Below are 26718 nucleotides of genomic sequence, written 5' to 3' on the forward strand. Positions count from 1 at the left end.
AGAGAAGCGCATGCAAAATATCGGATGGATTGATTCTTTTGAAAAATATGCTCAAAAAATGATAACAGACGGTCAGGTTCCTGGTGTTTGTATGGGATTAGCAAAAGATGGTCAAATCTTCTATAGTAACGAAATTGGCTTCCGTGACGTGGAACGGCAGTTAGGAGTTACAATCGATACGGTCTTTGGAATAGGATCGATAACAAAATCCTTTACCTGTGTGGCGGTCATGCAATTACAAGAAGCTGGTAAGTTATCCGTACATGACCCTGTTGTCAAATACTTGCCGGAATTCCGTCTGAAAAATATTGATGTGGGGCAGATCACGATTCATCATTTTATGACGAATACGAGTGGAATTCCTCCCTTGCCAACATTTTTTGCAAGTGTAATGCGAAGCTTGGAAGCGAAGGAGTTAGAAGACTTTCCATTCCTGCAAAACCAGACAGATGAAACGGTACCAATCGATACGTACGAAGACCTGATGAGTGTTATTTCTACATTAGATTTAGAGCTTTTAGGGCCACCAGGTACAGAGTTCAGTTATTCCAATGATTGTTTTGCCTTGCTGGGAGCGATCATTACGCGCGTCAGCGGGATGTCGTATGAGGCTTATGTTAAGGAGCATATCATAGATCCAATCGGGATGGAGCACACGAGCTTTTTTCTGGAAGAGCTGAATGGCTATGAGAATATTACAAATCTGTATATCAAGCAAGACAGAGGTGATCACAAGGAAGTGGTTCCATCTCTGAATTGGTGGGATACTCCCGCTTCTCGTGCGGCGGGATTCCTAAAATCAACGGTGCGGGATATGCTGCAATATACGGACATGTTCTGCAAAGGTGGGCTTATAGCAGGGGGAAAACGTATCCTGACACCTGAAAGTGTACAACAAATGATGACCCCTTATTTTCCGACTGATATGGCACCTGGTCAATTTTACGGGTATGGCTTGGTCATAACTACTGACTACTACGGAAAAACGCTAGTTGAACATAGTGGTGGTATTAAAGGGGTTACGGCTCAGATGTGCTTCTTTCCCGAAACAGGACTGGCCGGAGTGGCACTGTCCAATCTAGAATTGTCGCCGGTTTTGGCGGTTATGGTGGGTGCGCTAAATAGTCTGGAAAACCGCCCTCCAGAAACCTCTCATCTGGTTAGCAAGATTGATTTCCTAACCGAGGAAGCGATGAATCAATTCGTGGGGGACTATCACTCTAGTGAGTTTGGGACATTGCCGATCCGATTGGAAGATGGTCAACTGATGCTCTCCTTTTTGGGAGAAAACTACGTAATGAGACCATTTGCTGAAGATATCTTTGTAGTCCGGGCTTTTGGAACAGATTGCTCTGCACGGTTTATTAGATTAGAAAATAATAAGATTGCTCGAATGGCTTTTGCTGGAAGACAATTTACTATTCAAGATAAAAAAACGAGTGGGGGAAACGAAAAATGACCCAGCAAGCCAATGTAAGTGATGCGAGATGCCGCCAGCTTGATGAGCTTTTATCAACGATTGCTGAACAAAACAATTGGAACGGTAACATCCTGATTTTGGAAGAAGGGAAACCTTTTTATCAAAATTCCATAGGATTCGCCAATCTGGAAACGGCTGAGAGATTGTCACCGCATTCGGTATTTGAACTCGCATCAGTTTCCAAGGCGTTTACAGCAATGGGCATCATGATCCTGCAAGAGCAAGGGAAGCTCGACTATACAGATAAAGTCGACAAATTCTTTCCGGATTTCCCTTATGCTGATATTACTGTAGAGAATCTACTTGTGCACACATCCGGTTTGCCAGATTACATGGAGTTGTTTTCTCAATATTGGGATAAATCTCAAATCGCTACGAATCAAGACATGCTCGAACAGCTAATCAAGCATCGGCCCGACGTGTTGTTTCAACCCAATGAAAGGTATGAGTACAGTAATACCGGCTATGCTTTATTGGCTTCTATCGTAGAACACGTAGCTGATACACGATTTGTCGATTTCTTGCAGCAACAAATTTTTCAACCATTAGGTATGCAAAACACGAAAGTGTACAACCGAAGATATTCTCCTGAGTTGATCCAGCATTACGCCTATGGATACGTATATTCTCCTCAATCTGAAGCATTTGTGTTACCAGATCAATCAAGTGAGCACGATTTTGTTATTTATCTGGATGGCATTCAGGGAGACGGTGCGGTCAGTTCAACACTGGATGACTTGCGTAAGTGGGACAGAGCTCTTTACACAGAAAAGCTGGTAAAAAAAGAAACGTTAGAGAGAGCGTTTTCCCCCGTGCAGCTAACTGACAACAGCATATCTCATTATGGTTATGGCTGGCGTCTGCGTGAAGGTCAGGTGACAGGAAAAGTCGTGCATCACAGTGGAGGCTGGCCGGGGTATCGAAGCTACTTGATACGATATATTCAAACAGATAAAACGATTATTTATCTCACAAACGTGGATCAGGAACGTGAATTGACGGAAAAGGCAGTAGGGGCAATCGAGAATATTTTATTTGAACGACCTTATGTTATGCCCTAGCCATTTAAAAAAGAGGAGCCGCCATCTACGGTTCCTCTTTTTTCGTCCTACACAAGCATTTTTTTCACCAACTGTGTCCGGTTGCTGACATCCATCTTTTCAAAAATCGATTTCAAATGCTTTTTTACAGTGACTTCACTCAAATACAAGCGGGCAGCGATTTGCGCGTTCGTCAATCCCTCCAGCACAAGGGTGGCTACTTCTTGTTCTCGCGCCGTCAGCATGCTCATGTCCAGTGTTGTGACTATGCCCGGTGATGTCGGTGGAGCAGCAGCTGGAATCGCTTCTTCTTCCAGGGGCAAATCCGCATCCAATCCGGATCGTTTGAGTAGCTTTTGCAAATAAGCGGGGAGATGCTCTCCTTGCGTATCACGGAAAAATACGAGGGAGGGTGTTACTCCGTCATAGTTGGTGTGGGTGGCGAATTCAGCTATATCAAATCCCAAACTTTCGTGAGCGGCTTTGAAAAAAGGAAATGGTGCAGGGGAACACAACAAAAATTCTCCGGTGAACATCAAACCGTGCAGCATATGGCCAATGGCTGTATGTTGAGAAACATCCTCGTAATCGTCTTGATGAATCGTGTGAATGAACCAGCCAGCCCGTGTGTGTTCCGGCACGCTAAACCGTTCTAGCTCTTGTTTGGATAGAGCGGTGAAATAGGAACGGGAGCCAGAATGCTCCATCAGGTAAGGAAGGGTTTTTTCGTTGATGGGAACAACTGCGGCAAGTGCCGAGATCGCTCCGTTTTCATTACGCAGAACGCGAAGCACGTCGTACCCCAGCGAGAATAAACGGTCATGATCAAGCCAATTCAACGGGTACAAGGTTTGCTCCGCTGTCAGGTGAAAATCAAAATGGCGGTTTGTGTGCGGATCAAACAGCTTGATCGTTTTAGGGGAGGGAGAGTGCCGCTGATTGCGGATATACTCCAGCAGTTCTTCTCGATGACTAGTATGGATCGATTCGAACGGTTTGGGTAATGGATCGAACCAATTTAAAAAGGCGCGAATGAGTGCGTCACCTAAAAAGAAGGTAAGCTCCAAAGCTTCTGGTGTGCGGACCGAATGCGCTGATTTGGTGAACTTCTCATAATAGTAGTGAACGGCCCGCTTCTGCAAATCTGCAAAATGAAGCGGAGTCCGTGCCCGCATATCCTGGGCAATGGATTCTCTCATCAAGGAATGAATCGTCCAGCCGCTGTCCACTTTCCGTACAAATGAAAATCGGATCAATTGGAAAAACTCGGACGCCGTGATTTCCCTTTTCAATAAAAAAGACAGATTATCCTGATTGAAGTGACGCAATACAGCAGCTGCTTCCACGAGCGGACGCAAATGCTCGCCGGGAACTTCGCGCAGCCATTGACTTACGACAAACGGCAGCGTATCCATTTCCTCATGAAAAGCACCGTTTCCTTCTTGATCTTTCGGTTGCAAGGTAAAGGACAGCAATGAAAGGGTAAGGGGATGCCCTTTGGAGCGACGCCACATTTCTTGGATGATAGGCGGTTCAAAAATGTGACAGTAATGCGCATAGCGCTCAACAGCATCGTAAGGAAGATGGGACAAAGGGACCCTACTGATGAAGTGCCGCCAACCGGGAGAAAGAAGCCAAGCTTCAGACAGCGGATGCCGCCCTGCGATCACGATCAGGATATTCGAGCTTAATCGCTTGAAAAAATATTCGCGCAACCAATGGTCCAAGCCGTCCAAGTTCTCGTAAATGTCGAGAAAGAGGACGAGTCTCTGATCAGCCGCTTTTTCATTCAGCTTCGAAACACAATCCTCCAACAATTGGGAAGGATGGTGCTCTTTTCCCTTATGATAAACGTGCAATGCCTGCAAAATATGCAGGCAAAAATCAGAGGGCGTGTGCCAAAATTGCTCGCTGTCCAAAGAGAGTGTAGCTGCTTGACGCAGATGAGCCTGCCGCCTGAGCTCGTCGAGCAAATAGCTTTTTCCTACGCCTGCGGTCCCGAAGAGATTCATGATTTTTTTGGAGCGCCGCTCATCCGCAAGCAACTTCAAAAAATGAAGGACTTCCTCGGTTCTTCCCACCAATAGACGACTTTCCAGCTCTTCAAGGCTATCCTGATAATTCATAGCATCACCTGCTCCATCACAAGGTTTTCCTTTTTCTTCCTACGATTTTACTACGCTTCTTTTATACTGGGTACTCATATTTATCGCACGGGTATCCTTTTGGATGCATCCTTTCGAGTAATATCGAGACCCGTATTCTCGGTGTTAGGATGAAACAGGCGAGTCAATACGAAAGGATGGAGGGAACATGTCAAAGCTAAGCCGCTTGGGTCACATTTCCCTATATGCGCATGATGTTCGCAGATTGGCCTCTTTTTATGAAACCGCACTTGAATTGGCAGTAGTGAACCCTGGCGACGAAACGGCATGCTTGGCGATTGATCCGCAATCGGGCAGGCATGATTTGCTCATCCTGAACAATCCGCATCATGTGCATCTGGCTTTTTGGGTGGATACGTTGGATCACTTCAAGGAAGTGTGGAGGAGGCTGACGGATCACGGTATTTTGGCACATGGTCCGTATGTGGAGAGCGAATATGCACGTTTTTCTTTTCTTGATCCGGAAGGCAATCATGTGGAGATCATTTGGGAGCATCGAGGAGAAACAAGACATCCACAAAGAAGAAAAATCAGCTTTCGGGAGTTAGAGGAATTCGGCGTTAGCCAAGAATGATCGTCCGTGCAATGGAGACTGGCTCGCACAAACTATTTCATTCATTGTGATAAGGGAGAGGGAAAAAGAATGTCAACTTCTACAAACACTTTCAATGCAGGGGGAAATACGCTCGGGATTACGACGATGGCTGTGAATCCGGCTTCCTTCCAAGCAGCACCCCAAATGGTTCAGGATCGAATGACGTATCATAAAGCGGTGCTAGAGTCATTCGGGATTACGTCCCTGTCCAGTCTGGGGGCGCTCAAGATCCGCGGAACGGTTGTACCTCAGTCGGGATTGACGAAACCAACCCCCACGCTCGTCAGTGGGAATACCATGATTCAGTCTGCGTATCGAATCGACTCAACCAAATCTACACCAACGTTGCAAATGTTGAGTGGAAAAGCAGAACTGTTGCAAACCATCCCGTTCCCTAAAAAAATGATGGCTACACTAGCTGTTCCGTCTCCTGCATCGGCCTTGAATATATCGGTCGACACTGCCTATTGGGCCGCATCAGAAATTTATATCGAGGATGGAACCAATGTTATTTTGAAATATCCGCAGCGCTACTTGATCATCATCGCCGAAAAGTTGACGGTCGGACAAAATGTAACGTTTACATGGGAGCGTCCTTACCGCTATGTTCCAGCTAAACGACAAAAACCAATAACACCGCCTGATGCACCGATGTCTTCGACGCTCTCCGGCATTCCGGGGACACCTGGAACACATGGATTGCCTGGAGACCGTGGATTCGACGGCGCTGCTGCTCCTGAACTCGAATTATGGGTACTCAATATGGCGGGACGCCCTCATTTTGACTTGAAAGGGCAAGATGGCACACAAGGTGGGTTTGGGCAAGACGGTGGAGATGGTGGCAGAGGAGGAAAAGGCAAGCCGGCCGAATTGGATTGGGCAGGTTTCTGCAAAGCTGGAGCAGGAGCAGGTGGAAATGGAGGAAGTGGCGGTGCAGCTGGCTACGGAGGCCCGGGTGGCAATGGGGGCGCTGGCGGTCGGCTGACTCTGTACGCACCACAAACGATCATCCAAAACTATTCCCAGGGCTTTGCGATCACGATTGAGGGAGGCAGCCCGGGGGCAGGGGGAATTCCTGGCAATCCTGGAGCAGGCGGACCGGGTGGCGCCGTGGGTGACACCAAGAATGGAAAATTCGGTACGGCATGTGGTCCCGGGCCAAGAACAGCAGGTCAACCGGGAGTGCAGGGTTCATTTGCCGATGCTGGACGTGTCGGATATGCGGGAGGCAGATTGTCTGATCCTGTGAGCTTTCGAGCCATCGACGCAGATGAATTCAGACGCAAGCTCCTGGAGCCGTCGATTAGCCATGTTTCTCCGCTCTATGCATTCGCAGGTGATACAGTGACGCTGGAAGGAAGTCGGTATACCAAAACCGATGTCGTTTTGATCGATGGCACGGAAACGAAAACCCAGGTAGTAAGTGATACGATGCTCCATTTTGTCTTGCCTTTTGTGACAGGAGGCTCTCATACACTTCAGGTTCGACAATCAGATATGACTCTTTCCAGCAAGGCATCCGTCTTCGTGAATCCACGAGTCATTTCCGCCCAGCAAGAAAATCAAGTGAAAACGCGTGTGAGACCTGGACAAAAAGTGATCGTGAACGGAAGCGGCTTTTCCGAAGGGTCACGCGTCTTGGTAAACAACCAAGAAATGCCCGAAGTACGGATGGTAAGCTCGACTCAAATGGAATTTACCATGATTCGACCTGCTGATGTGGAGAGCAATCCAGCGGGTGAGCATGTGACGCTGAAAGTATGGCTATCCGATGGCACACCTTCCAATGAAATTCCACTGACACTAGAAACCTTCCATATGCTCGTGATGGGCGATTCCGTGAGCTGGGGGCAAGGCTTACAAGAGCATGAGAAGTTTTATTCCATCGTGGGTGCAGCCGTTCAGGCCAGAGAAGGAAATATCAAGCAATATACACAAGTACTCGCTCATTCCGGCGCCATTATTGGAGAGGGTAAGGATGACGTAGTGGCCCCGGTAGACGGCGAGGTACCTAAATCATTCCCATCAATCCTGCAGCAATGTGCGTTCTTCAATGGCGAGGCTGACTTGGTGGATTTGATTCTTTTGGATGGAGGTATGAACGATGTCGATGTTCGGACAGTTCTGAATCCTTTCCATCCAGCCGATTTGGGGAAATTACATTATGACTATTTCTTTGTGAGCATGAAGAAATTGCTGGTAGAGGTGACGAATAAATTTACACAAGCCAAAGTCATCGTTACCGGTTATTATCCACCTGTGTCTGAAAAGAGCGATATGGCTGTGGTAGAAGCACTGTTGATCGGCGTAGGGGCCATTGTCGGGGGAGTCGGCGGCGGTGCAGCCGGAGGAATTCTCGGTATAGCTGAGTTGGAAAAGGTATACAAGCGCTGTGCCCAGCTAGAAGCAGAATCAAAGCTCTACCTGCGCAAAGCAATCGATGAGAGAAATGCGGAGCTCGATAAACCGCGTATCTTTTTCGCCGATCCGAATTTTGGTCCCGAGCACGCTGCCCTGACGGATGACCCCTATGTATTCGGCATCAATTTGGACCTGACACCACAAGACCTGATCGCAGCTGAACGCCTCGTTTCTTGCACAGAAGCAGGGTGCACGGGCTTGGATTTCGAGATTTGCAAGCGTGCCTCCATCGGTCATCCAAATCAAAAGGGAGCCCAGGCGTACGCAAACGCAATCTTGCCTCTTCTGTAAGTAAGCAATAGAATCATAGGATGATTGACACAGATACTACGCTGTCGAAGGAACTGATGTTCCCTGACAGCTTTTTCATGTGCACAATCCTTCCATAAAAAAAGTTGGATTACCATGTAGATCCGGTGATATAATGTACCCGTAGCTGATCATTGATGGTTAGTAATGATGAATTGCTCAATCATCCTGATCTCACTTATATGTACGTTGGGACGGATAACGAGTATCCTTGGATGCTTAGGAATTAGCCCACCATTAAACAATTTGCGCATGTTCATGTGTTCATGCTCAGTTTGTTTGATGGTGGGCTTTTATTATTTTCTTGGAGGTTTTAAAGAAGATGAAAAAAATAAGCTTTGAACTAAATGGAGTGAAGCATGAAGCGAAGGAAGGAACCCGTATCCTGGATTATTTGCTGCAACAAGAAATAGAGCATCCTCACATCTGCTACTCACCCATATTAGGGCCCATTCAAACTTGTGATACGTGCATGTGTGAAATTGACGGAAAAATGATGCGGGCGTGCTCGACTCCTATCGAGGAAGGGATGCACATCCTTACATCCTCTGAACGGGCAAAAGGTGCACAGGCAGAAGCAATGGATCGGATCTTGGAAAACCACATGCTGTATTGTACCGTCTGCGACAACAACAACGGAAATTGTCGGGTTCACAATACGGCAGAGCTGCTCGAAGTTGACCACCAAACACGCCCGTTCCGAGAAAAAAAGGAAGAGGTGGATATGTCGCATCCGTTCTATCGTTATGATCCCGATCAATGCATTCTCTGTGGACGTTGCACGGAGGTTTGTCAGGATTTACAGGTAAATGAAACGCTCACCATCGATTGGGAGCGAGAGATTCCTAGAGTGATATGGGATGACAATCAATCAATTAACGAATCATCTTGTGTGTCATGTGGTCAGTGTGTGACAGTCTGTCCGTGCAACGCGCTGATAGAGAAATCCATGCTCGGTGAAGCTGGCTTTCTGTCAGGGATTAAAAAAGACTTGTTGAATCCGATGATCGATCTCATTAAAGAAGTCGAGCCAGGTTACAGCAGCATTTTTGCTATCTCTGAAGTAGAGGCGGCGATGCGGGAAACACGGACCAAGAAAACGAAAACCGTATGTACGTTCTGTGGGGTAGGCTGTTCATTTGAGGTATGGACCAAAGGCCGCCACATTCTGAAAGTCGAACCAACGGAAGACTCCCCAGTCAACAGTGTCTCTACTTGTGTGAAAGGAAAGTTCGGTTGGGATTTTGTTAACAGTGACCAACGCTTGACCACACCCTTGATTCGAAAAGGAGACGCATTTGTACCAGCTACGTGGGATGAGGCACTATCACTGATCGCTGAGAGAATGGGTTCCATCAAGCAAAACTACGGAGGCAACGCGCTGGGATTTGTAAGCTCATCCAAAACAACCAACGAAGATGCTTACCTCATGCAAAAACTGGCGCGGCAGGTATTTGAATCAAACAATATTGATAACTGCTCCAGGTATTGCCAGTCACCAGCTACTGACGGATTGCTGGCAACGGTAGGATACGGTGGGGACTCGGGAACCATTCAGGATATCGCAAGTGCCGGACTAGTCATCATCGTCGGGGCGAATCCAACTGAGGGTCATCCCGTTTTGGCAACCCGCGTGAAACGGGCAAAGAAATTATACGGTCAAAAACTGATTGTCTCTGATCTGCGCAAGCATGAAATGGCCGAACGTTCTGATCTCTTTCTGCATCCAAAACAAGGGACCGATTTTGTCTGGCTGACGGCAGTCGCGAAGTACATCATCGATCAAGGCTGGCATAACGAAGCCTTTCTCCAAAATCGAGTAAACGATTTTGAGGCTTATCGGAAAATGCTTGAAAATTACACGCTGGATTACGCTGTGGAAGTAACCGGGCTGATAAAAGAACAGTTGATTCAAACAGCCAAAATGATTGTCGAGGCAGATGGTACTTGCATCTTGTGGGGAATGGGTGTGACGCAGAATATCGCGGGTTCGCATACGTCAGCCGCTATCTCTAATCTCTTGCTGGTAACAGGAAACTACGGTCGACCAGGAGCAGGAGCCTATCCATTGCGTGGACACAACAACGTACAAGGCGCATGCGACATGGGAACACTCCCTACATGGCTTCCAGGTTATCAGCCTATTACGGATGATCAGGCGAGGTTCAAATTTGAAGAAGCATATGGCGTAACGATCTCGAACAAACCAGGCCTAACCAATATTGAAATGCTGGAAGCAGTGGAGAAAGGTGAACTGAAAGCCATGTATCTGATGGGGGAAGACATGGCTTGGGTCGACTCCAACGCCAACCACGTGCATGATACGCTCAGCAAGCTTGATTTCTTTGTCGTACAAGACGTATTCCTGACCAAAACGGCTCAATTTGCCGATGTCGTTTTACCTGCGTCTCCATCCCTGGAAAAAGAGGGTACCTTTGTGAATACGGAGAGACGTATCCAGCGGTTGTATCAAGTAATGGAACCACTGGGAGAATCAAAACCAGACTGGTCGATCATCCAACTGATTGCACAACGCATGGGCGCAAACTGGAGTTACGAACACCCTGCTGAAATCATGGACGAAATTGCGAGCCTGGCACCCATTTATGCTGGAGTCTCATACAATCATTTAGAAGGATGGAGTAGCTTACTTTGGCCCGTGCAACAAGATGGTACCGACGAGCCGCTTCTGTACAAAGAACAATTCAACTTCCCAGACGGTAAAGCAAGACTTTCTCTCGTCGAATATGTTCCGCCTATGGAGTATCCAACGGAATTTGATCTTACCTTAAATAATGGACGACTACTGGAGCATTTCCATGAAGGTAACATGACGAATAAATCAAAAGGCATCCAATATAAGCTACCGGAAGTTTTTGTGGAGGTTTCCCCTGAGCTTGCCAGCGAGCGGGGGCTAAAAGACGGTTCATTGGTTCGTCTAGTCTCTCCATACGGTGCCATTACGCTTCGTGTTCTCGTGACAGATCGAGTCAGCGGCAAAGAGTTGTATGTACCCATGCACTCTGTTAGCCATGAAAATGCCATTAACCTTTTAACCGGAAGCGTCGGGGACGTTCGCACGCAAACCCCTGCCTACAAGCAAGCAAAGGTACGTATGGAGTTTCTTAATGAAGAAGGAATGACTCCGCTACCTATGTACAATCCCCGTTATGCGAAGCGAAATCCTCAGATGGGTGTCCAAGTAGAGCGCAAATGGGCCAGAGATGATTATGAACCGATTGCAGATGTAAACATGGTGGGAGGTAAAAAATAATGGCAAGACCGATTTCAAAAGTGGAAGAACCTGTTCTTACCGAAAAAGAAAAACAAGATCAATCGGTAGAAAGTGTCATACAAGCGCTCGCCAAAAATCCGGAAGGGATCCAGGCAACGATCAAGCTGCTCCAGGAACTCCATGCAAGTGGAATTCTTGGAGCACTCAACGCCGCAGTCGAGGCGAAGGAGGATATTGCCAAAATTGTCGTAGGGCAAATGGTACGTCCTCCTGTCACTCATATGATCAACAATGCGATGGCTGCCGCAGGTGGGTTAACTGAGCTAGATCCTGAAATGACAAAAAAGCTGATTGGCGGTGTTACAAAGGGTCTACAAAGGGCAGATGATGTTCTTCGCTCTGGAAAAAAGGTAGGTGTCTTCGATTTGATGAAAGCTCTGCGTGATCCAGACATCAATCGGGCGATGGGTTTTGGCATAAACCTGCTGAAAGGATTAGGAGCGGGCTTAAAGGAATGATGAAAGAGACATCGATCGTGCACTTCTATCAACGGATATTAAATACTTCACTCATCATTCTGGGGCTTGTGTTGAGCTTTTATCTGGTACGCGAACTGTATTTCATTGTGACAGCTGCACTTCTTGGTAATACTAACGTTCATGATATTTTGGAGGAAGTCTTAGCCTTTTTTCTGTACTTTGTTTTTGTTTCTATGATCGTCAAATATTTTAAGGAAGAGTACCATTTTCCGCTACGTTACCTCGTCTATATCGGCATTACCGGCACGATACGTTTTATCATCGTCAATCGTGATGATGCTATGAATAATCTGATTCTATCGCTAGTTATTCTTATCCTGATCATTTGTTACCTACTGTTGGCTCCTCGTAAGAACAAACTGGGAGAATGAAAGGAGAACATCGAATGACGAAAAATCTCGAACATCAATTCAGTATGCTAGTTCGTGAGATTCGAAAAGAATACGTCGGTAACGGCCCAAAAGAAATCGTTACACGCTTTTGTGGTCCATGGGTGATCTGTGAAATGAAAGGGAACCTGACCAATGTAGAAAAATTTATGATTCTATCTGATGAAGGCAAACGAATGGTACACGATGCACGCACGAAGCTCGTGAAGAATATTTACAACGACCCTGCGGTAGTAGAAAAACTCGAGGATATCATCCACGCAAAGGTCCTGCGGATTTTTTCAGATATCAGTATTGAAGAGGATATTGCCATGACTGTCTATGTATTAGATAGATCAATTTCTTGATCCGTATGGTAGGAAGGGGGGAAACGCTCGTGATTCAACCGGTGTGCGTTTCATCACATGTCCTGCATGATGAATATGGTACGTTGAAGGCAGTGGAAGATTCCATCGTGACAGAGTCACCGATAATTAAGGTTTCACCCGAAAAGATACGTTTCTTCCTATTGTGGGAAAAGTCGGCAAAGTTTTTACTTTTATAATGATGCGAACAAGGGGGCGTTCATAATGCTGAAAGGGGGAAGTCCAGTGATTCCAAGTGAATTGGTGGACGCTTTTGGTCGTGTCCATGACTATCTACGCATTTCAGTAACGGATCGTTGCAACTTGCGGTGTGTTTACTGCATGCCTGCTGATGGAATGGAATTTGAACCGGATGAAAATATCTTGTCTATGAAAGAAATAACAGAGGTTGTGAGGGTTTTGGCCGAAATGGGGGTCAAAAAAGTAAGACTGACAGGTGGAGAACCATTGGTCCGCAAAGGCATTGAAAATTTGGTATCGACGATAGCGGAAATTCCAGGAATCGAAGATATCGCTATGACTACCAATGGGATTTTCTTGGCGAGAAAGGCCCAAAAATTAAAAGAAGCCGGCTTGAACCGTGTGAATATCAGTCTGGATACGTTGAAAGCGGATCGTTTTTCGTTGATTACCCGCGGTGGAGATGTCCATCGAGTTCTGGATAGTATAGCTGCATGCCAACAAGTAGGGATAGAACCGATTAAGTTGAACGTCGTACTTATGAAGGGGATCAATGATGACGAAATAGAAGATTTTCTTCAGCTCACGATCGATAGTCAGTTACAAGTTCGCTTTATTGAGTACATGCCCATCGGCCACAACGATATGAGATGGAAGCAATCCTATCTACCTTTGTCCACTGTTTTGGACCGCTGTCATCAATTGGGCTGGAAAGTGGCTGAGAGTCATCATGTGCGAGGCAACGGACCCGCACAAACGTTTCGGATAGAAGGCGCCAAGGGGAGTTTTGGGCTTATTCATCCCGTGAGCGATCATTTCTGCGAAACTTGCAACCGACTTCGTTTGACAGCAGATGGAAATATAAAGCCATGCCTATATTGGTCGGATGAGTTTAACGTTCGTAAGTGTATTGGAAATGATGAAGCAGTACGCGACCTCTTTTTCCGAGCATTGCATATCAAACCACTGAATCACGAAATGGCTAAAGCTTTCGTCGATGAGAGTCAAACGCATGTACCAACAGTTAGGCGCATGTCTCAAATTGGAGGGTAGTGTAGACGACATGGATAAAGTAGAAAGCGTGAATCGATTTCACCGCAATGCGGTTCAAGTCTTGGAAGCACAGCGCAGAATTGAGCAACATCTGAACCATCTCGGTGTAGAAGAAGTCTCATTGGAAAATGCCTACAGACGTACATTGGCGGAGGATATCATTGCGTCTGACAACATGCCTCATTTCCGGCGTTCCGGGATGGATGGTTTTGCGATCATATCCAGTTCAACTCGCGGAGCATCCCCTGAGTCTCCCGTCCTTTTGGAAGTGATCGACAATATTCCGTGTGGTGCTCTTCCTACAAAAAAATTATCGCAAAAAACAGCCTCCCGAATCATGACGGGAGCCATGGTACCTGAAAATGCAGACGCAGTCATCATGCTGGAAATGACAGACGACTTTGAAGAGCAGGGCAAAACATACATTTCGATTAAAAAAGAAGTCCATCCTGGGAAGAACCTGACTCTGATCGGTCACGAAATCACAATGGGCGCTTGCGTCCTGCAAAAAGGTACAGAAATCCTCGCTGGTGAGACCGCCTTGTTGGCTACATTCGGTTTCTCCCGCGTCAAAGTATATAATCGCCCAACCATCGCGATATTTGCAACAGGTTCAGAGCTTTTACCTGTAGATGCGCCACTTTGTTCAGGGAAAATTCGAAACAGTAACTCTTACATGCTGGCGGCACTTATTCGGGGGGCAGGAGGGATTCCATTACTGATGGGTTCCATCCCGGACGAAGCGGACCAAGCACAAGCTCTTATTCTTGAAGCATTTTCCGTTGCAGATTTCGTGATTACATCAGGTGGGGTATCGGTAGGTGACTACGACATTCTCGTAGATATTTTTGAAAAATGGAATGGGAAGGTCCTGTTTAACAAAGTAGCGATGCGACCCGGAAGCCCTACGTCAGCAGGGATTTGGAATGATCAATATTTGTTTGCCTTGTCAGGTAATCCGGGAGCGTGCTTTGTTGGTTTTGAGCTATTCGTTCGTCCTGTGATTTTGGGTATGCAGGGTATTCAAAATCGTTACTTGCAGGACTTTACTGCTTTTCTAGGCGAAGACTTTACAAAGGTAAATGCGTATTCTCGGTATGTCCGGGGAAAGTCGTATGTAGTCGATGGCAAAGTATTCGTAAAACCTGTCGGGATGGATCAATCAAGCGTTACGGTCTCCATTAAAGATTCCGATTGCTTAATCAAGATTCCACCTGGAGGGAAGGGAATGCTACAGGGGGAGCTTGTCTCCGCCTTGATGCTTAGAGGATAATACTAACCTTGCGGGCGTTATGGTGAAAGTAACGACCGTCCCTTGGAAATAATAGGTAGGAGAGCGCGGGTTGGAAGCGAGAACAGTCAGGTACGAAAGATCTCCTTCTGAATGGTACAATGTAAATATAAGTAGAAATGAATACTATCGGAAGGATGTTTGGCATGAGCGAATCTAATCAGGAGTATATCGTAATCTCCGGTGCGAGGGAAAACAATCTCAAGAACGTATCCTTGCGCATTCCTAAGCGGAAGATTACGATCTTCACCGGTGTATCTGGATCCGGCAAGTCATCGATCGTCTTCGATACGATCGCCGCAGAATCCACACGATTGCTGAATGAGAACTTCAGCATGTTCGTGCGCAATTTCCTGCCCCGCTATCCGCAGCCGGATACAGACGCGATCGAGAACCTCAGCATGGCGGTTATCGTAGACCAGAAGCGACTGGGGGGCGGTTCCCATTCTACGATGGGCACGATTACCGATATTTCTCCCATTCTCCGCCTGCTCTTCTCCCGAGTGGGCCAGCCTTATGTTGGACAAGCACGTACGTTCTCTTTTAACGATCCACAAGGCATGTGTCCCGAATGTAACGGTATCGGTCGCAAATTAGGCGTCGACATCAGCAAAGCGGTTGACATGTCAAAGTCGTTGAATGAAGGGGCAATCATGCTGCCGGACTATAAGGTAGACGGCATGGAATGGAATATGCTCGTGCAGACGGGCTTCGATCCTGACAAGAAGCTGAGCGATTATTCAGATGAGGAGCTTGAACAGTTGTTGTACGCCAAGGCGAGGAAAGTGGAGATGCAATTCGCAGGGAAAGCCGTGAATATTACAGTAGAAGGCGTTCTTGAGAAGTTCACCAACAAATACATCAAGCAGGATGTAAAGACGAAGTCTGAGCGTACACAAAAAGCTGTTGCGCCGTTCATCACTGAAGGTCCCTGCCCATGCTGCCACGGCGCAAGACTTAGCAAGGCTGCACTCAACTGCAAAATCAATGGCCTCAACATTGCAGAGATGTCCTCCATGGAGGTCGGTCGGCTCATCCGGGTCATTCAGGAGATTGACGATTCGGTCGCCGCACCGATGGTCAAGTCGCTGACGGAGCGGTTGCAGCATCTAGTGGATATCGGACTAGACTACTTGACGCTGGACCGTGAGACGGATACCTTGTCCGGCGGCGAGTCGCAGCGTGTCAAGATGGTGAAGCATCTGAGTGGCAGTCTGGTGGATGTTACTTACATTTTTGATGAGCCCAGCGTTGGTTTACACCCCCGTGATGTACACCGGTTAAATGAATTGCTTCAGAAGCTGCGAGACAAGGGCAATACCGTCATTGTCGTCGAGCATGATCCCGATGTGATCAAAGTGGCAGATCATATCGTCGACGTCGGGCCTCACGCCGGCAGCCACGGCGGTACCATCGTGTATGAAGGAAACTTCCAAGGCCTGCTTGAATCAGGGACACTGACAGGCACCCATATGAAGCGGCCGATCCAACTGAAGCAAGATTCCAGGAAGCAGTCGGGCAAGCTGTCCATCGAGGATGCCACACTGCACAATCTGCGGAACGTGAGTGTAGATATTCCAACTGGAGTGCTGACAGTAGTTACGGGTGTCGCAGGCTCAGGTAAGAGTACGCTGATTAACGATGTATTCCTCAGCAACCATCCGGATGCGATCGTCATCGACCAATCGGCGGTAGGCGTGTCCACGCGCTCGAATCCAGCGACTTACACAGGGATCATGGATGATGTGCGCAAGGCGTTTGCTTCTGCGAACAAGGTCAATCAAGGCTTGTTCAGCTTCAACTCCAAGGGGGCTTGTGAGAACTGCCAAGGTCTAGGTGTTGTGTATACAGACCTTGCATTCCTTGAAAGCGTAAAGCTGCCGTGCGAAGTCTGCGGAGGTAGACGGTTTAAGGAAGAGGTGCTCGCGTACAAGCTGAATGGCAAGTCAATTGCAGAAGTGTTAGAGATGACGGTGGAGCAGGCATTGGAATTTTTTGAGCTAAAAGAGGTAATGCGCAAGCTCCAGGCGATGAGTGATGTAGGGCTGAACTATATTACACTCGGCCAACCACTCAGCACACTCTCCGGCGGGGAATGCCAGCGCATCAAGCTGGCAAGCGAACTGCACAAGAAAGGCAGCATCTACGTGATGGACGAGCCGACGACTGGCTTACATATGTCTGATATCGGTCACCTTCTGGAGATCATGAACCGCCTCGTAGATGCAGGCAATACGGTAATCGTCATCGAGCACAACCTCGATGTGATCAGCCAAGCGGATTGGATTATCGATATGGGACCGGACGGAGGAAGCAACGGCGGTCAGGTGGTCTTCGAGGGCACACCTCCGCAGATCATTCATGCGGAACAGTCGATCACGGGAAGATACTTGAAGTAATGCATCAAATCCACTTTCGTAATGTATGGGATTCCGACGTAAAAGCTGCTATGTCATAACGAATTCAGATCTCCTCATGGGAAACCGGGGGAGATTTTTGTTATGTCAAAGTAAATATCAGAAAATAAAAAATAATCTTGACATTGAATGGGGTGATTAGTAAAGTGGTGATTACAAGCAACCAATCGATCGATCGATCGACAAAATCCAAAAAGCAAATGATGTAACCGCCACATGTAAATGGACATGAAAGGAGCGCGCTTTTTTGACCAAAGAAAAAATATTTCAAGCAGCATTACGGCTATTCGCAAGAAAAGGTTTTGAAGCAACCAGCATACGTGATATCGCTCTAGAAGCAGAGGTAACCTCCTCCACTCTCTATCATTACATGAAGACAAAAGAGGATCTGCTCGTTGCCATCATGCAAGAAGGCTTACAGACCCTTCTTGGAAATGCAAAGGAAGTGCTCGCTGAGCTTGAAGCACCCGAACAACAATTGGCAGCGTTTGTACAGCTTCATGTTACCAGCCATGCCATTGACAAGCTAACAGCGCTAGTAGTAGATACCGAGTTCCGTGCGCTGACAGGAGATACGCGCGTAGAAATTGCCAGGTTGCGCAGTGAATATGAGCTGCTCTGGCAGCGTATTTTAACGGGCGGATTAGAGCAGGGCGTATTTACGATAGAAAATACCAAGCTTGCCGTCCTGGCTTTGCTTCAAATGTGCACGGGTGTCGCCCATTGGTACTCGCCTGATGGGCCAAATTCATTGGAAGAAATCAGCTTGAATTTTTCCGATATGGCGCTTGCACTCGTTCAGGCAAAGCGGAACGGACAGCAACTGACTGTCTCCGATTTGGAGCTGCCTGAACCCGGTCGTTTTTTTATGAAACCATGGCTGGGGGCTGCTGCGCATGAACATTCTTGATGCTCGTGTCCGCTTGCCACAGCAGTTCCGTGAGGCACGCATAGGTGAAATGCGAAATGAGTACGTCGCTCAATATGATGCGGTGTTACAAGTAAGATCGACTATCGCGAAAACGCTCGACGATTTGATTCAAGAAATGAAAGAATCAGGAGTAGACCACGCCATTATGCATGCAGAATACGAATTCGGCGAGGATGGGGATGCGCTGAATGAAGCATTGGCAAAAGTCATATCCGCTCACACCGAGCTCTTCTCAGGGTTCGGTACGATTTCAATGGAGCATTTCAGACCGATGCGCGCTGTCCAACAAGTGAGCCGCATCAAAGAGCTGGGTTTTCTGGGAGTAAACATCCAGCCTGCATTTTTTGAGATGCCGATCGATGATCGCAAATTATATCCCGTATACGCAAAGGCTGCCGAGTTAGGCTTGGCAGTTGCTATTCATACGGGAATTAATTATTCGATGATTCATCCCATCCGGAATGAACACCCGCTGTTGCTGGATCAAGTCGCCTGTGATTTTCCGGAATTAACATTGATCGCGTGTCATGGGGGGTGGCCCTGGGTGCCAGAAATGGTTGCTGTAGCGCGCAAGCACCCCAATGTTCTGATAGATTTGGGCGGGCTTTCTCCAAGGTATTTGGGGGTGCAAGGAGCAGGGTGGGAGATGATGTACAGGTTAGCAAACAACCTCTTGCAAGATCAAATCCTCTTTGCAACAGACTGGCCTGTATTTCCTCTAAAACGCGCGATTGCAGAATGGAAGGAATTAAGCATAAAGCCCGAGGTGCTAGAGAAGGTGCTTGGTTCGAATGCAAAAGCATTGTTTTCCAAAATAAAGGCGGAGGTAAAAAAGAATGACAACACGTAAGGCGGTGGTAGAGTGTGAGATCCATCAAGAGATAGGCTGGATTCACCTGAATCGCCCCGAGCGGTTAAATGCGGTGATTCCACAATTGGTAGAGGAGCTGTATGGATCGCTCGATAAGTTGGAACGGGAAGGAGTAAGGGCAGCAATACTGGCTGGTCGCGGGAATGCTTTTTGTGCAGGACATGATTTGCGTCATGAAGAAAAGCCTGCAAGTGAGGCTGAGCTTCGTCTTAATTTACAGAAAATCCAAGATATAACACGAAAGATCCAGCGTGTTCCTTTCCCGGTGATCGCTGCGGTCCATGGTTATGCATTAGGAGCAGGCTGTGAGTTTGCGCTCGGATGCGATTTGATCATCGCCGCTCAAGATGCCGAATTCGGCTTTCCGGAAGTGAGTGTGGGACTTAGTGTTACCGGAGGAATCTCGCATATCCTTCCCATCGCAATCGGACTGGTCCGGGCGAAAGAATTGCTGTTTTCGGGCGAAAGGTTCGGTGCATCGCAAGCACTGCATCTAGGACTCATCAACAAGGTAGTGGATCATAAAGTGTTAGCTGAAGAAGCTGACAAGTGGGCGAAACGGTTAGCTGAGCTCCCGCAAGTAGCGCTTGCAAAAGCCAAATTTGCGCTAAATCGCGGGGCACAATGCGATCTGGAGGCAGCTTTTGAATTGGAGATCGAGCATGCGCTGGCAACCGTGCAAACGATCGAATCCAAGCAGGCGGCTGAAGGGTTCCGAAAAAAAAGATCGGTATAGAGAAGGAGGGCTGAAACCTTTTGGACATGCAAGAAATCAAGTCTTTGACGGCACGGGCGGCCAAACGATGGGGAGAAAAAATCGGGCTTGTCTTTGATGAATGGAATGAACAACTGTCATTTAAGGAGATAGAAGACCGTTCCAACCAGATCGCCAACATGCTCCAAGTGCTGGGCGTAGGCTATGGGGATCGGGTAGCCGTCATGCTGAGGAACCAGCCGGAATTCCCGCTTACCTGGCTGGCGTTGGCAAAACTGGGCGCGACTATCGTGCCGATAAATGTAAATTACAAAGAGTACGATGCACAGTATATCCTCCACCACTCCGAAGCAATCATTATTGTAACTTCACAGGAATTTATATCCCTGCTACAGAAGATCAGACCTTCCTTACAAACCCTCAAAACAATCCTCTCAGTAGACCAATCAGACGATCCCAATGTTGTCGATTTCAGAACGATGTGTGAAACCGCGCCCACGACTCCAACAGCGCTTACCGTTTTTCCTGAAACTTTAGTCAACATCCAATATACATCTGGTACGACAGGCTTACCCAAGGGGTGTATGCTTTCACATGAATATTGGATCACCATAGCAAAAAAGATGGTCGAGCAGCATCCCAATTTGACCAATTCAGATGTACTGTTAACGGCGCAGCCCTTTTACTATATGGACCCGCAATGGAATTTGCTGGGTGTGATCGCTGTGGGGGCAAAGCTTGTGGTTCTCGATCGATTTCATCCCTCTACATTTTGGCAGAAAGTAAGGCAATATGGCGTTACCTTTTTCTACTGCCTGGGGATCATGCCCACGCTAATGGTCAAAGCACCACGCTCGCCAGTAGACAAGGAAAATAACGTTCGCACCATCTTTTGCTCGGCCATTCCCCCGCATCTGCATCGCGAATTGGAAGAGCGATGGGGCGCGCCGTGGTATGAGGTTTTTGGCATGACAGAGACAGGTGGAGATATTTCGGTAAAACCACCCGATCATGACCGATTGCTCGGAACAGGCTGCATCGGAAAACCGGATAAAGACCGGACCGTCCGCATTGTTGATATTCACAACCGCCCCGTTTCGAGGGGAGAGGTTGGCGAGCTCCTCCTACGGGGCTTGGGGATGATGGACGGCTACTATAAAGATCCTGATGCGACTTTCGCTGCCTTTCAGGGCGGCTGGTTCCACACCGGAGATTTGGTGCGAATGGACGAAGACGGATACATCTATTATGTCGGCAGAAAAAAGGAGATGATTCGCCGGAGTGGGGAAAATATTTCGGCTGCTGAGGTTGAGGAAGTCATGAAAATGCATCCGGCCGTGCAATATGCTGCCTGCCTTCCAGTGAAAGACGAAATACGCGGGGAAGAAATCAAGGCATACGTGGTAGTGAAAGCGGGCCAAACGGTGCCTCCTCATGAATTGATCTCTTATTGCACCGAGCATCTTGCTTACTACAAGGTTCCACGATATTGGGAATACCGCAGTGAATTGCCTCGTACCCCATCTGAGCGTATAGCCAAGCATGTACTGGCGAACGAAAAAGCAGATCTTCGCATCGGTTCCTATGATCGCATGGATGATAGCTGGAGATAACATGCAAATGGAGAGGAAGATATGGATGAATAGTTGGGTAAAGGTACTGAAAGAGCTGACAGAGGCGGCCGGAGTTCCCGGACAAGAACAGGAAGTGCGAGAATTAATGCACACGTATTTGGAACCGCTTACAGAAGAAGTGTTCACAGATAATCTGGGAAGCATAATCGGGCGAAAAACAGGCCTGGCCAATGGACCCAAAATCATGATGATGGGCCATATGGATGAAGTGGGGTTCATGGTAACGCGTGTCATGAAGGATGGATTCATCGCCTTCCAGCCGCTTGGTGGCTGGTGGTCGCAGGTGATGTTGGCACAGCGCGTGAACATTAAAACAAGCAAAGGGGATATTGTCGGCGTAATCGGGTCAAAACCGCCGCATCTGCTGTCTTCGGAAGAACGAAAGAAAGTGGTTGAGATCGAGCGGATGTTCATCGATATCGGAGCATCCAGTGCAGAACAAGCAAAGGAGCTGGGAATTCGCCCAGGTGATCCGATTGTGCCGATCTGCCCTTTCACGGTGATGGCGAATGACAAGATGTATATGGCAAAAGCGCTCGATAATCGCGGCGGTTGCCTGACAGCCATTGAAGTAATGAAACAGTTGCAAGAAACGGATCACCCCAACATCGTATTTAGCGGCGCTACTGCACAAGAAGAAGTGGGATGCCGCGGCGCATTCACGAGCACGTATATGGTGCAGCCAGATATATTTATTGCATTGGAGACAGGGATAACGTTTGACACGCCGGGAAGCGCCGACTCTCCTAATTTGCCTGATATCAAGTGCGGTGGCGGGCCTACGATTGGTCTATTCGACGGCTCTCTCGTGCCCAATCGGAAATTGCGGGATCTGTTATTTGATACGGCTGAAGAGGAAGGCATCCCTTATCAATATGCTGCTATTGCAGGTGCGGGTACGGACGCAGGAGCTGCTCATATGGTTGGCAAAGGGGCTCCATCCATCGTCATCGCAATCCCAGCGCGTTACATTCACAGCCACGCTTCGATTCTCCATCATGATGATGTAGAAAATACGGTGAAATTACTGACGGCTCTCGTCAAAAAGCTGGATCAAAAAACGGTTGAATGGCTCAGATCGTAGGAGGCAAGGATATGTTCCAAACATGGGAGAGTGGTGTCATTCATGGGGATAAGAAAGCGGGAAACCGCCACGTTTGTGAGCATTGTCCTTTCTTGTTTCGTACTGCTGGGAGGCGTGGCCGGCTGCGGTACGCTAGCCACGAAACCAGATACTGATGAAGGAAAAAGAGATGCCAATATATCCGAGAAAAAGGGCGGAACGATCACTGTTGCGATCGGCAGTGAACCAGATACACTGGATGTCCACAAATCGACAGCGTTAAGCACGGAGGCGGTCGCACTCAATCTAGGGGGGGCTCTGCTTTACAGAGACCCCCAAACACATGAGGTCAAGCCTCATCTGGCCGAATCGTACTCCATTTCGGAAGATGGGAAGACATGGACATTTCGCATTCGCCAAGGCGTTACCTTTCATGATGGGACACTGCTTACTGCACAGGCGTACAAGCGAACGTTTGAGCGGGCCATGTCTCCGGAAATCGCTCCCAAAGGCGTAGGGATGGTTCTTGGCATCTTCAAATCGATCAAAACACCAGATGATCAGACCCTTATTTTGGAGTTGAATGAACCGTCTGCCACGCTCCTCACCTATTTCACTTCCGCGAGCTGGATGCAGCCGCTCTCGGTGGACGCGGTGCAAAAGTTTGGGGATCAATACGGAAGGAATCCGGTCGGTGTCGGTCCATGGAAGATGGAGAGCTGGAAATCAGGAGACTCTATCACGCTGATTCAAAATGATGCGTATCGCTGGGCAACGCCCTTCTTTAAAAATCAAGGACCACCGAGGCCAGACAAATTAGTTCTGAAATTGATTCGAAATCCGCAAACGGCTGTCGCTGCTTTGGAAAGTGGAACCATCGACATCGCTGATCTGCCTGCGAAAGATGCGAAGAAATTCAAGAACAACAATGGTTTTACGGTACTTGAGCAGACAAAGCGCGGCTTGGGGCTGTTTGTCGAGCTGAACTTGAATAACGAGATTTTACAAGATAAAAACGTACGCAAAGCGTTACAAATGGCAGTAAAGAAAGATGTTATCGTGCAGTCGCATCTGCAAGGCGAAGGAATTGTTGCAGATGGTCCGCTGCCAGCAAATTTGTTCGGATACGATCAATCCATTGCCCAATATGCATACAAATACAACCCCGAGGAAGCGGTGAAGCTCCTGGAAGAAGCCGGATGGAAACTGAATGCACAAGGGATAAGGGAGAAAGCAGGAAAACCGCTTCATCTCGAAATGTTGAGTATGGAAGTATGGTCTCAACCTGCCCAGTTGATGCAAGGAATGTTCAAAGCGATTGGGGTAGACGTGAAAATCATTACTCTGGAAGGTAGCGCAGTTGACCAGTTAACTGCTGCCGGCACATTTGACTTGGCGCTGGATGGATACGTCGCTGATGACCCTGATATCTTGTTTCCGTTCATGCATTCAACTCAGATCGGTGGGATGAATCGTTCAGCCATCCATGACAAAACGATCGATTCCTTGCTGGAAAAGGGACAGGTGACGATGAAGAGCGACGATAGAGCGAAAATCTATGAAGATCTTCAGAAGCGCTCTGTGGAGGAGGCTTTTTGGATTCCCATTTACACGGAAAAACGATTTGTCGTGGTAAACAACCGTGTTCAGGGTCTGATGCTTGATCCATCCGGACTGAAATTGTATCAGGACGTGTGGGTTAAGTAAGCGTGGAAACAAAAAACAAGGAGAACAGGTCATGAACAATCAGGAATGGATCGTGAGTTATGAGGAGTTTGTCCGAGAAACAATGATGGGAAGCAAGGTGCCTGGAGCTGCAATAGGAGTGGCCAAAAACGGACAGCTCGTTTATGCCAAAGGCTTCGGCTATCGTGATGCCGAGCAATGTCAGGTAGCGACAGTTGATACGATATTCGGAATCGCTTCGATTACGAAATCGTTCACAGCTATTGCGATCATGCAGCTACAGGAAGCCGGAAAACTGTCGGTTGCCGATCCTGTTTCCCGCTTTTTGCCAGAGTTTCATGTGAAAACGGGAAGTGGAACGGAAGCAATCACCATTCACAACTTTCTAACCCATTCCTCCGGTTTGCCGCCATTATCTTGCGTCGATGAAGCACTCAAGCATGGAATGAACACCTATGAGGAATTGATGACCTATCTGGCACAACTGGAATTTACTTTATTGGGCGCACCAGGTACGGAGTTCAGTTATTCCAATGATTGCTATACGCTACTGGGAGCAATTGTTGAGCGGGCAAGCGGCAAGCCATATTCGACGTACGTGAAGGAGCATATCCTCCAACCAGCGGGAATGCAGCATAGTTGCTTTTCTTTGGTGGAGTTGCACGGGTACGAGGATAGGACACCGCTATTTGAGACACCGCCGTTTCAATCATCCGGCGGATTAAAATCAACGCTCACCGACATGATGAGATACACCGAGCTGTTTCGAACGAAAGGTTTGATTGGCAAGGAACGAATTCTTCGCACGGAAAGTGTGCAGCAGATGACCACCCCTTATTTCCGATGCGAACATAACCAATATTACGGGTATGGTGTAGCGATTACACCCAATTTCTACGGTGCTTTGATGCTGGGCCATAGCGGCAGAGAGAAAGGGATCCAAGCCTACATGAGCATCATCCCCGAGAACGGATTGGCTGCCGTGGCGCTCACCAATCTCAGCGGTTCGCCGGCTGCCGCATTGGCACATGGCACGTTTCACTGCATCGAGAATCGTCCTGCGAAATCAACGCATGTCACGTATAAGGAATATGACCTCCCGACAGATTGTCTGCTTGAATATGCGGGCGAGTACGGCTCTATGGAAGGAATTCATCTACAGGTAAGCGTGGATGCAGGCACGCTGATCGTAACGGTCGATCATTCGGACTCATTCTCTTTAAAAGCTATCGACGAAGACGTTTTTCTCACGAACGTTGAAGGGTCGGATCAAACCGTACGCTTTATACGAGACGGAAGTCAAACGGTAATTCGCATGATGGGCTCCTATCGCCAAATTCCCAAGCGAGTTTAGCCGTAAGCAATGAATACGCATTCTGGAAGAGAGGAGTGAACGAATCATGAAACAGTATTTGTTAAATCGGATGCTATCAGGAGTGATTGTCCTCCTCGGCATTTCCATCTTTTCGTTTGCGCTCGTTCATTTTATTCCTGGAGATCCGGTACGGATCATGTTAGGGGAAAAGGCTACAAAAGCACAAGTGGAACAGTTACGTGAACAAATGGGGCTAAATCAGCCCCTTCCTCATCAGTACCTGACCTACATGGAAAAAGTCATCCAAGGGGATTTCGGGACTTCCTTACAAACAGAAAGACCTGTCATCGTGGAAATTATGGAACGGTTTCCGGCAACGGCCAAGCTAGCCTTCGCTGGGATTGGCATCGCGGTCGCGATTGGCTTAGCGATGGGAATTATCGCTGCGAAATACAAAAATACGCTCGTGGACTTTATGCTGATGGCGGTAGCTTCGATCGGATTATCGCTGCCGAGCTTCTGGCTGGGGTTAATCGTAATCATGTTTTTTTCCGTTCAATTAGGCTGGTTTCCAATCGCGGGCGGTACGGGATGGAAGGATCTTGTTTTGCCTGCTTGTACCTTGGGTATTTTATCTTCCGCGATGATCAGTCGCCTGACGCGTTCCGGTATGGTCGAAGTGCTTTCCCATGATTACATTCGAACGGCACGGGCCAAGGGATTGAGAGAGTCGATCATCCTATTCCGACACGCCTTGTGCAATGTCATGATTCCTGTTGTTACGGTGGTAGGCTTGCAAATCGCGACTCTGCTGGGCGGGGCGGTGATAATCGAACAAGTGTTCAACTGGCCTGGAATCGGCACATTGGCTATCCGTGCGATTTCAGCCCGTGATTTTCCGATGATTCAGGGCATTGTGCTGCTTATGGGCTTTGTCTATGTCTTGGTAAATATGATGGTCGACCTCCTCTATGGTTTGATTGATCCGCGTGTCGACCTCATTACGGAAAAGGAGGGGCGGTAA

Annotated in this window: 21 protein-coding genes; 20 read left to right on the top strand and 1 reads right to left on the bottom strand. The window is 47.8% G+C overall.

Annotated features, from left to right (window positions below; all coding sequences use genetic code 11):
- The first annotated feature begins 10 nt into the window (after positions 1–10).
- Both ACFVS2_RS04265 and ACFVS2_RS04270 read left to right on the top strand, forming a co-directional pair.
- Positions 11–1459, top strand: a complete 1449-nt coding sequence (locus ACFVS2_RS04265; RefSeq protein WP_390231350.1) for a serine hydrolase domain-containing protein — start codon at positions 11–13, stop codon at positions 1457–1459.
- The gene (locus ACFVS2_RS04270) at positions 1456–2541 is read left to right on the top strand and encodes a serine hydrolase domain-containing protein (protein ID WP_390231353.1); all 1086 of its coding nucleotides are present in this window, start codon (positions 1456–1458) and stop codon (positions 2539–2541) included. The genes ACFVS2_RS04265 and ACFVS2_RS04270 overlap by 4 nt, the downstream gene beginning before the upstream one ends.
- Positions 2542–2588: 47 nt before the next feature.
- On the opposite strand, the gene ACFVS2_RS04275 is transcribed toward ACFVS2_RS04270, so the two are convergent.
- Positions 2589–4646: a LuxR C-terminal-related transcriptional regulator gene (locus tag ACFVS2_RS04275; protein ID WP_390231356.1), complete on the bottom strand. Its 2058-nt coding sequence runs from the start codon at positions 4644–4646 to the stop codon at positions 2589–2591.
- A gap of 187 nt (positions 4647–4833) precedes the next feature.
- Between ACFVS2_RS04275 and ACFVS2_RS04280 the strand changes: the two genes are divergently transcribed.
- The 18 genes from ACFVS2_RS04280 to nikB all read left to right on the top strand — a co-directional run bounded on the left by ACFVS2_RS04280 (position 4834) and on the right by nikB (position 26718).
- On the top strand, positions 4834–5259 hold the full coding sequence (locus tag ACFVS2_RS04280; RefSeq protein WP_390231358.1) for a VOC family protein: 426 nt from the start codon (positions 4834–4836) through the stop codon (positions 5257–5259).
- 69 nt (positions 5260–5328) lie between these two features.
- Positions 5329–7992: an IPT/TIG domain-containing protein gene (locus tag ACFVS2_RS04285; RefSeq protein WP_390231361.1), complete on the top strand. Its 2664-nt coding sequence runs from the start codon at positions 5329–5331 to the stop codon at positions 7990–7992.
- Between the two features lie 340 nt (positions 7993–8332).
- The gene (fdhF, locus tag ACFVS2_RS04290; RefSeq protein WP_390231363.1) at positions 8333–11284 is read left to right on the top strand and encodes a formate dehydrogenase subunit alpha; all 2952 of its coding nucleotides are present in this window, start codon (positions 8333–8335) and stop codon (positions 11282–11284) included.
- Complete coding sequence (locus tag ACFVS2_RS04295; RefSeq protein WP_390231366.1) at positions 11284–11763, top strand: helical membrane plugin domain-containing protein; 480 nt, start codon at positions 11284–11286, stop codon at positions 11761–11763. Before fdhF ends, ACFVS2_RS04295 begins: the two co-directional genes overlap by 1 nt.
- Positions 11760–12155 carry a phosphate-starvation-inducible protein PsiE gene (locus ACFVS2_RS04300; protein WP_173617570.1) on the top strand — a complete coding sequence of 132 codons (396 nt, stop codon included), beginning with the start codon at positions 11760–11762 and terminating at the stop codon, positions 12153–12155. Before ACFVS2_RS04295 ends, ACFVS2_RS04300 begins: the two co-directional genes overlap by 4 nt.
- 14 nt (positions 12156–12169) lie before the next feature.
- Entirely contained in the window at positions 12170–12520 is a 351-nt protein-coding gene (locus ACFVS2_RS04305; RefSeq protein WP_390231369.1) for a Na-translocating system protein MpsC family protein, read from the top strand.
- Between the two features lie 29 nt (positions 12521–12549).
- Complete coding sequence (locus ACFVS2_RS04310; protein ID WP_390231372.1) at positions 12550–12717, top strand: hypothetical protein; 168 nt, start codon at positions 12550–12552, stop codon at positions 12715–12717.
- Positions 12718–12742: 25 nt separating this feature from the next.
- The gene (gene moaA / locus ACFVS2_RS04315; protein ID WP_390231375.1) at positions 12743–13771 is read left to right on the top strand and encodes a GTP 3',8-cyclase MoaA; all 1029 of its coding nucleotides are present in this window, start codon (positions 12743–12745) and stop codon (positions 13769–13771) included.
- Positions 13731–15044 (top strand): molybdopterin molybdotransferase MoeA, encoded by a 1314-nt coding sequence (locus ACFVS2_RS04320; RefSeq protein WP_390231378.1) that lies wholly within the window; start codon positions 13731–13733, stop codon positions 15042–15044. Before moaA ends, ACFVS2_RS04320 begins: the two co-directional genes overlap by 41 nt.
- 164 nt (positions 15045–15208) lie before the next feature.
- Positions 15209–17461, top strand: a complete 2253-nt coding sequence (locus tag ACFVS2_RS04325; RefSeq protein WP_390231381.1) for an ATP-binding cassette domain-containing protein — start codon at positions 15209–15211, stop codon at positions 17459–17461.
- 265 nt (positions 17462–17726) lie between these two features.
- Positions 17727–18389 carry a TetR/AcrR family transcriptional regulator gene (locus ACFVS2_RS04330; protein WP_390231384.1) on the top strand — a complete coding sequence of 221 codons (663 nt, stop codon included), beginning with the start codon at positions 17727–17729 and terminating at the stop codon, positions 18387–18389.
- Complete coding sequence (locus ACFVS2_RS04335; protein WP_390231387.1) at positions 18376–19260, top strand: amidohydrolase family protein; 885 nt, start codon at positions 18376–18378, stop codon at positions 19258–19260. Before ACFVS2_RS04330 ends, ACFVS2_RS04335 begins: the two co-directional genes overlap by 14 nt.
- Positions 19247–20017, top strand: coding sequence for an enoyl-CoA hydratase/isomerase family protein (locus tag ACFVS2_RS04340; protein WP_390231391.1), 771 nt, complete (start codon positions 19247–19249; stop codon positions 20015–20017). Before ACFVS2_RS04335 ends, ACFVS2_RS04340 begins: the two co-directional genes overlap by 14 nt.
- Before the next feature lie 26 nt (positions 20018–20043).
- Positions 20044–21609, top strand: a complete 1566-nt coding sequence (locus tag ACFVS2_RS04345) for an AMP-binding protein (RefSeq protein WP_390232410.1) — start codon at positions 20044–20046, stop codon at positions 21607–21609.
- 25 nt (positions 21610–21634) lie between these two features.
- Positions 21635–22714, top strand: coding sequence for a M42 family metallopeptidase (locus ACFVS2_RS04350; RefSeq protein ID WP_173617562.1), 1080 nt, complete (start codon positions 21635–21637; stop codon positions 22712–22714).
- Between the two features lie 42 nt (positions 22715–22756).
- Positions 22757–24400 carry an ABC transporter substrate-binding protein gene (locus ACFVS2_RS04355; RefSeq protein WP_390231394.1) on the top strand — a complete coding sequence of 548 codons (1644 nt, stop codon included), beginning with the start codon at positions 22757–22759 and terminating at the stop codon, positions 24398–24400.
- Between the two features lie 31 nt (positions 24401–24431).
- Complete coding sequence (locus tag ACFVS2_RS04360) at positions 24432–25733, top strand: serine hydrolase domain-containing protein (RefSeq protein ID WP_390231397.1); 1302 nt, start codon at positions 24432–24434, stop codon at positions 25731–25733.
- 46 nt (positions 25734–25779) lie between these two features.
- Complete coding sequence (gene nikB / locus ACFVS2_RS04365; RefSeq protein WP_390231400.1) at positions 25780–26718, top strand: nickel ABC transporter permease; 939 nt, start codon at positions 25780–25782, stop codon at positions 26716–26718.

The sequence above is a fragment of the Brevibacillus sp. NPDC058079 genome (assembly GCF_042885155.1).
Lineage (GTDB): Bacteria > Bacillota > Bacilli > Brevibacillales > Brevibacillaceae > Brevibacillus.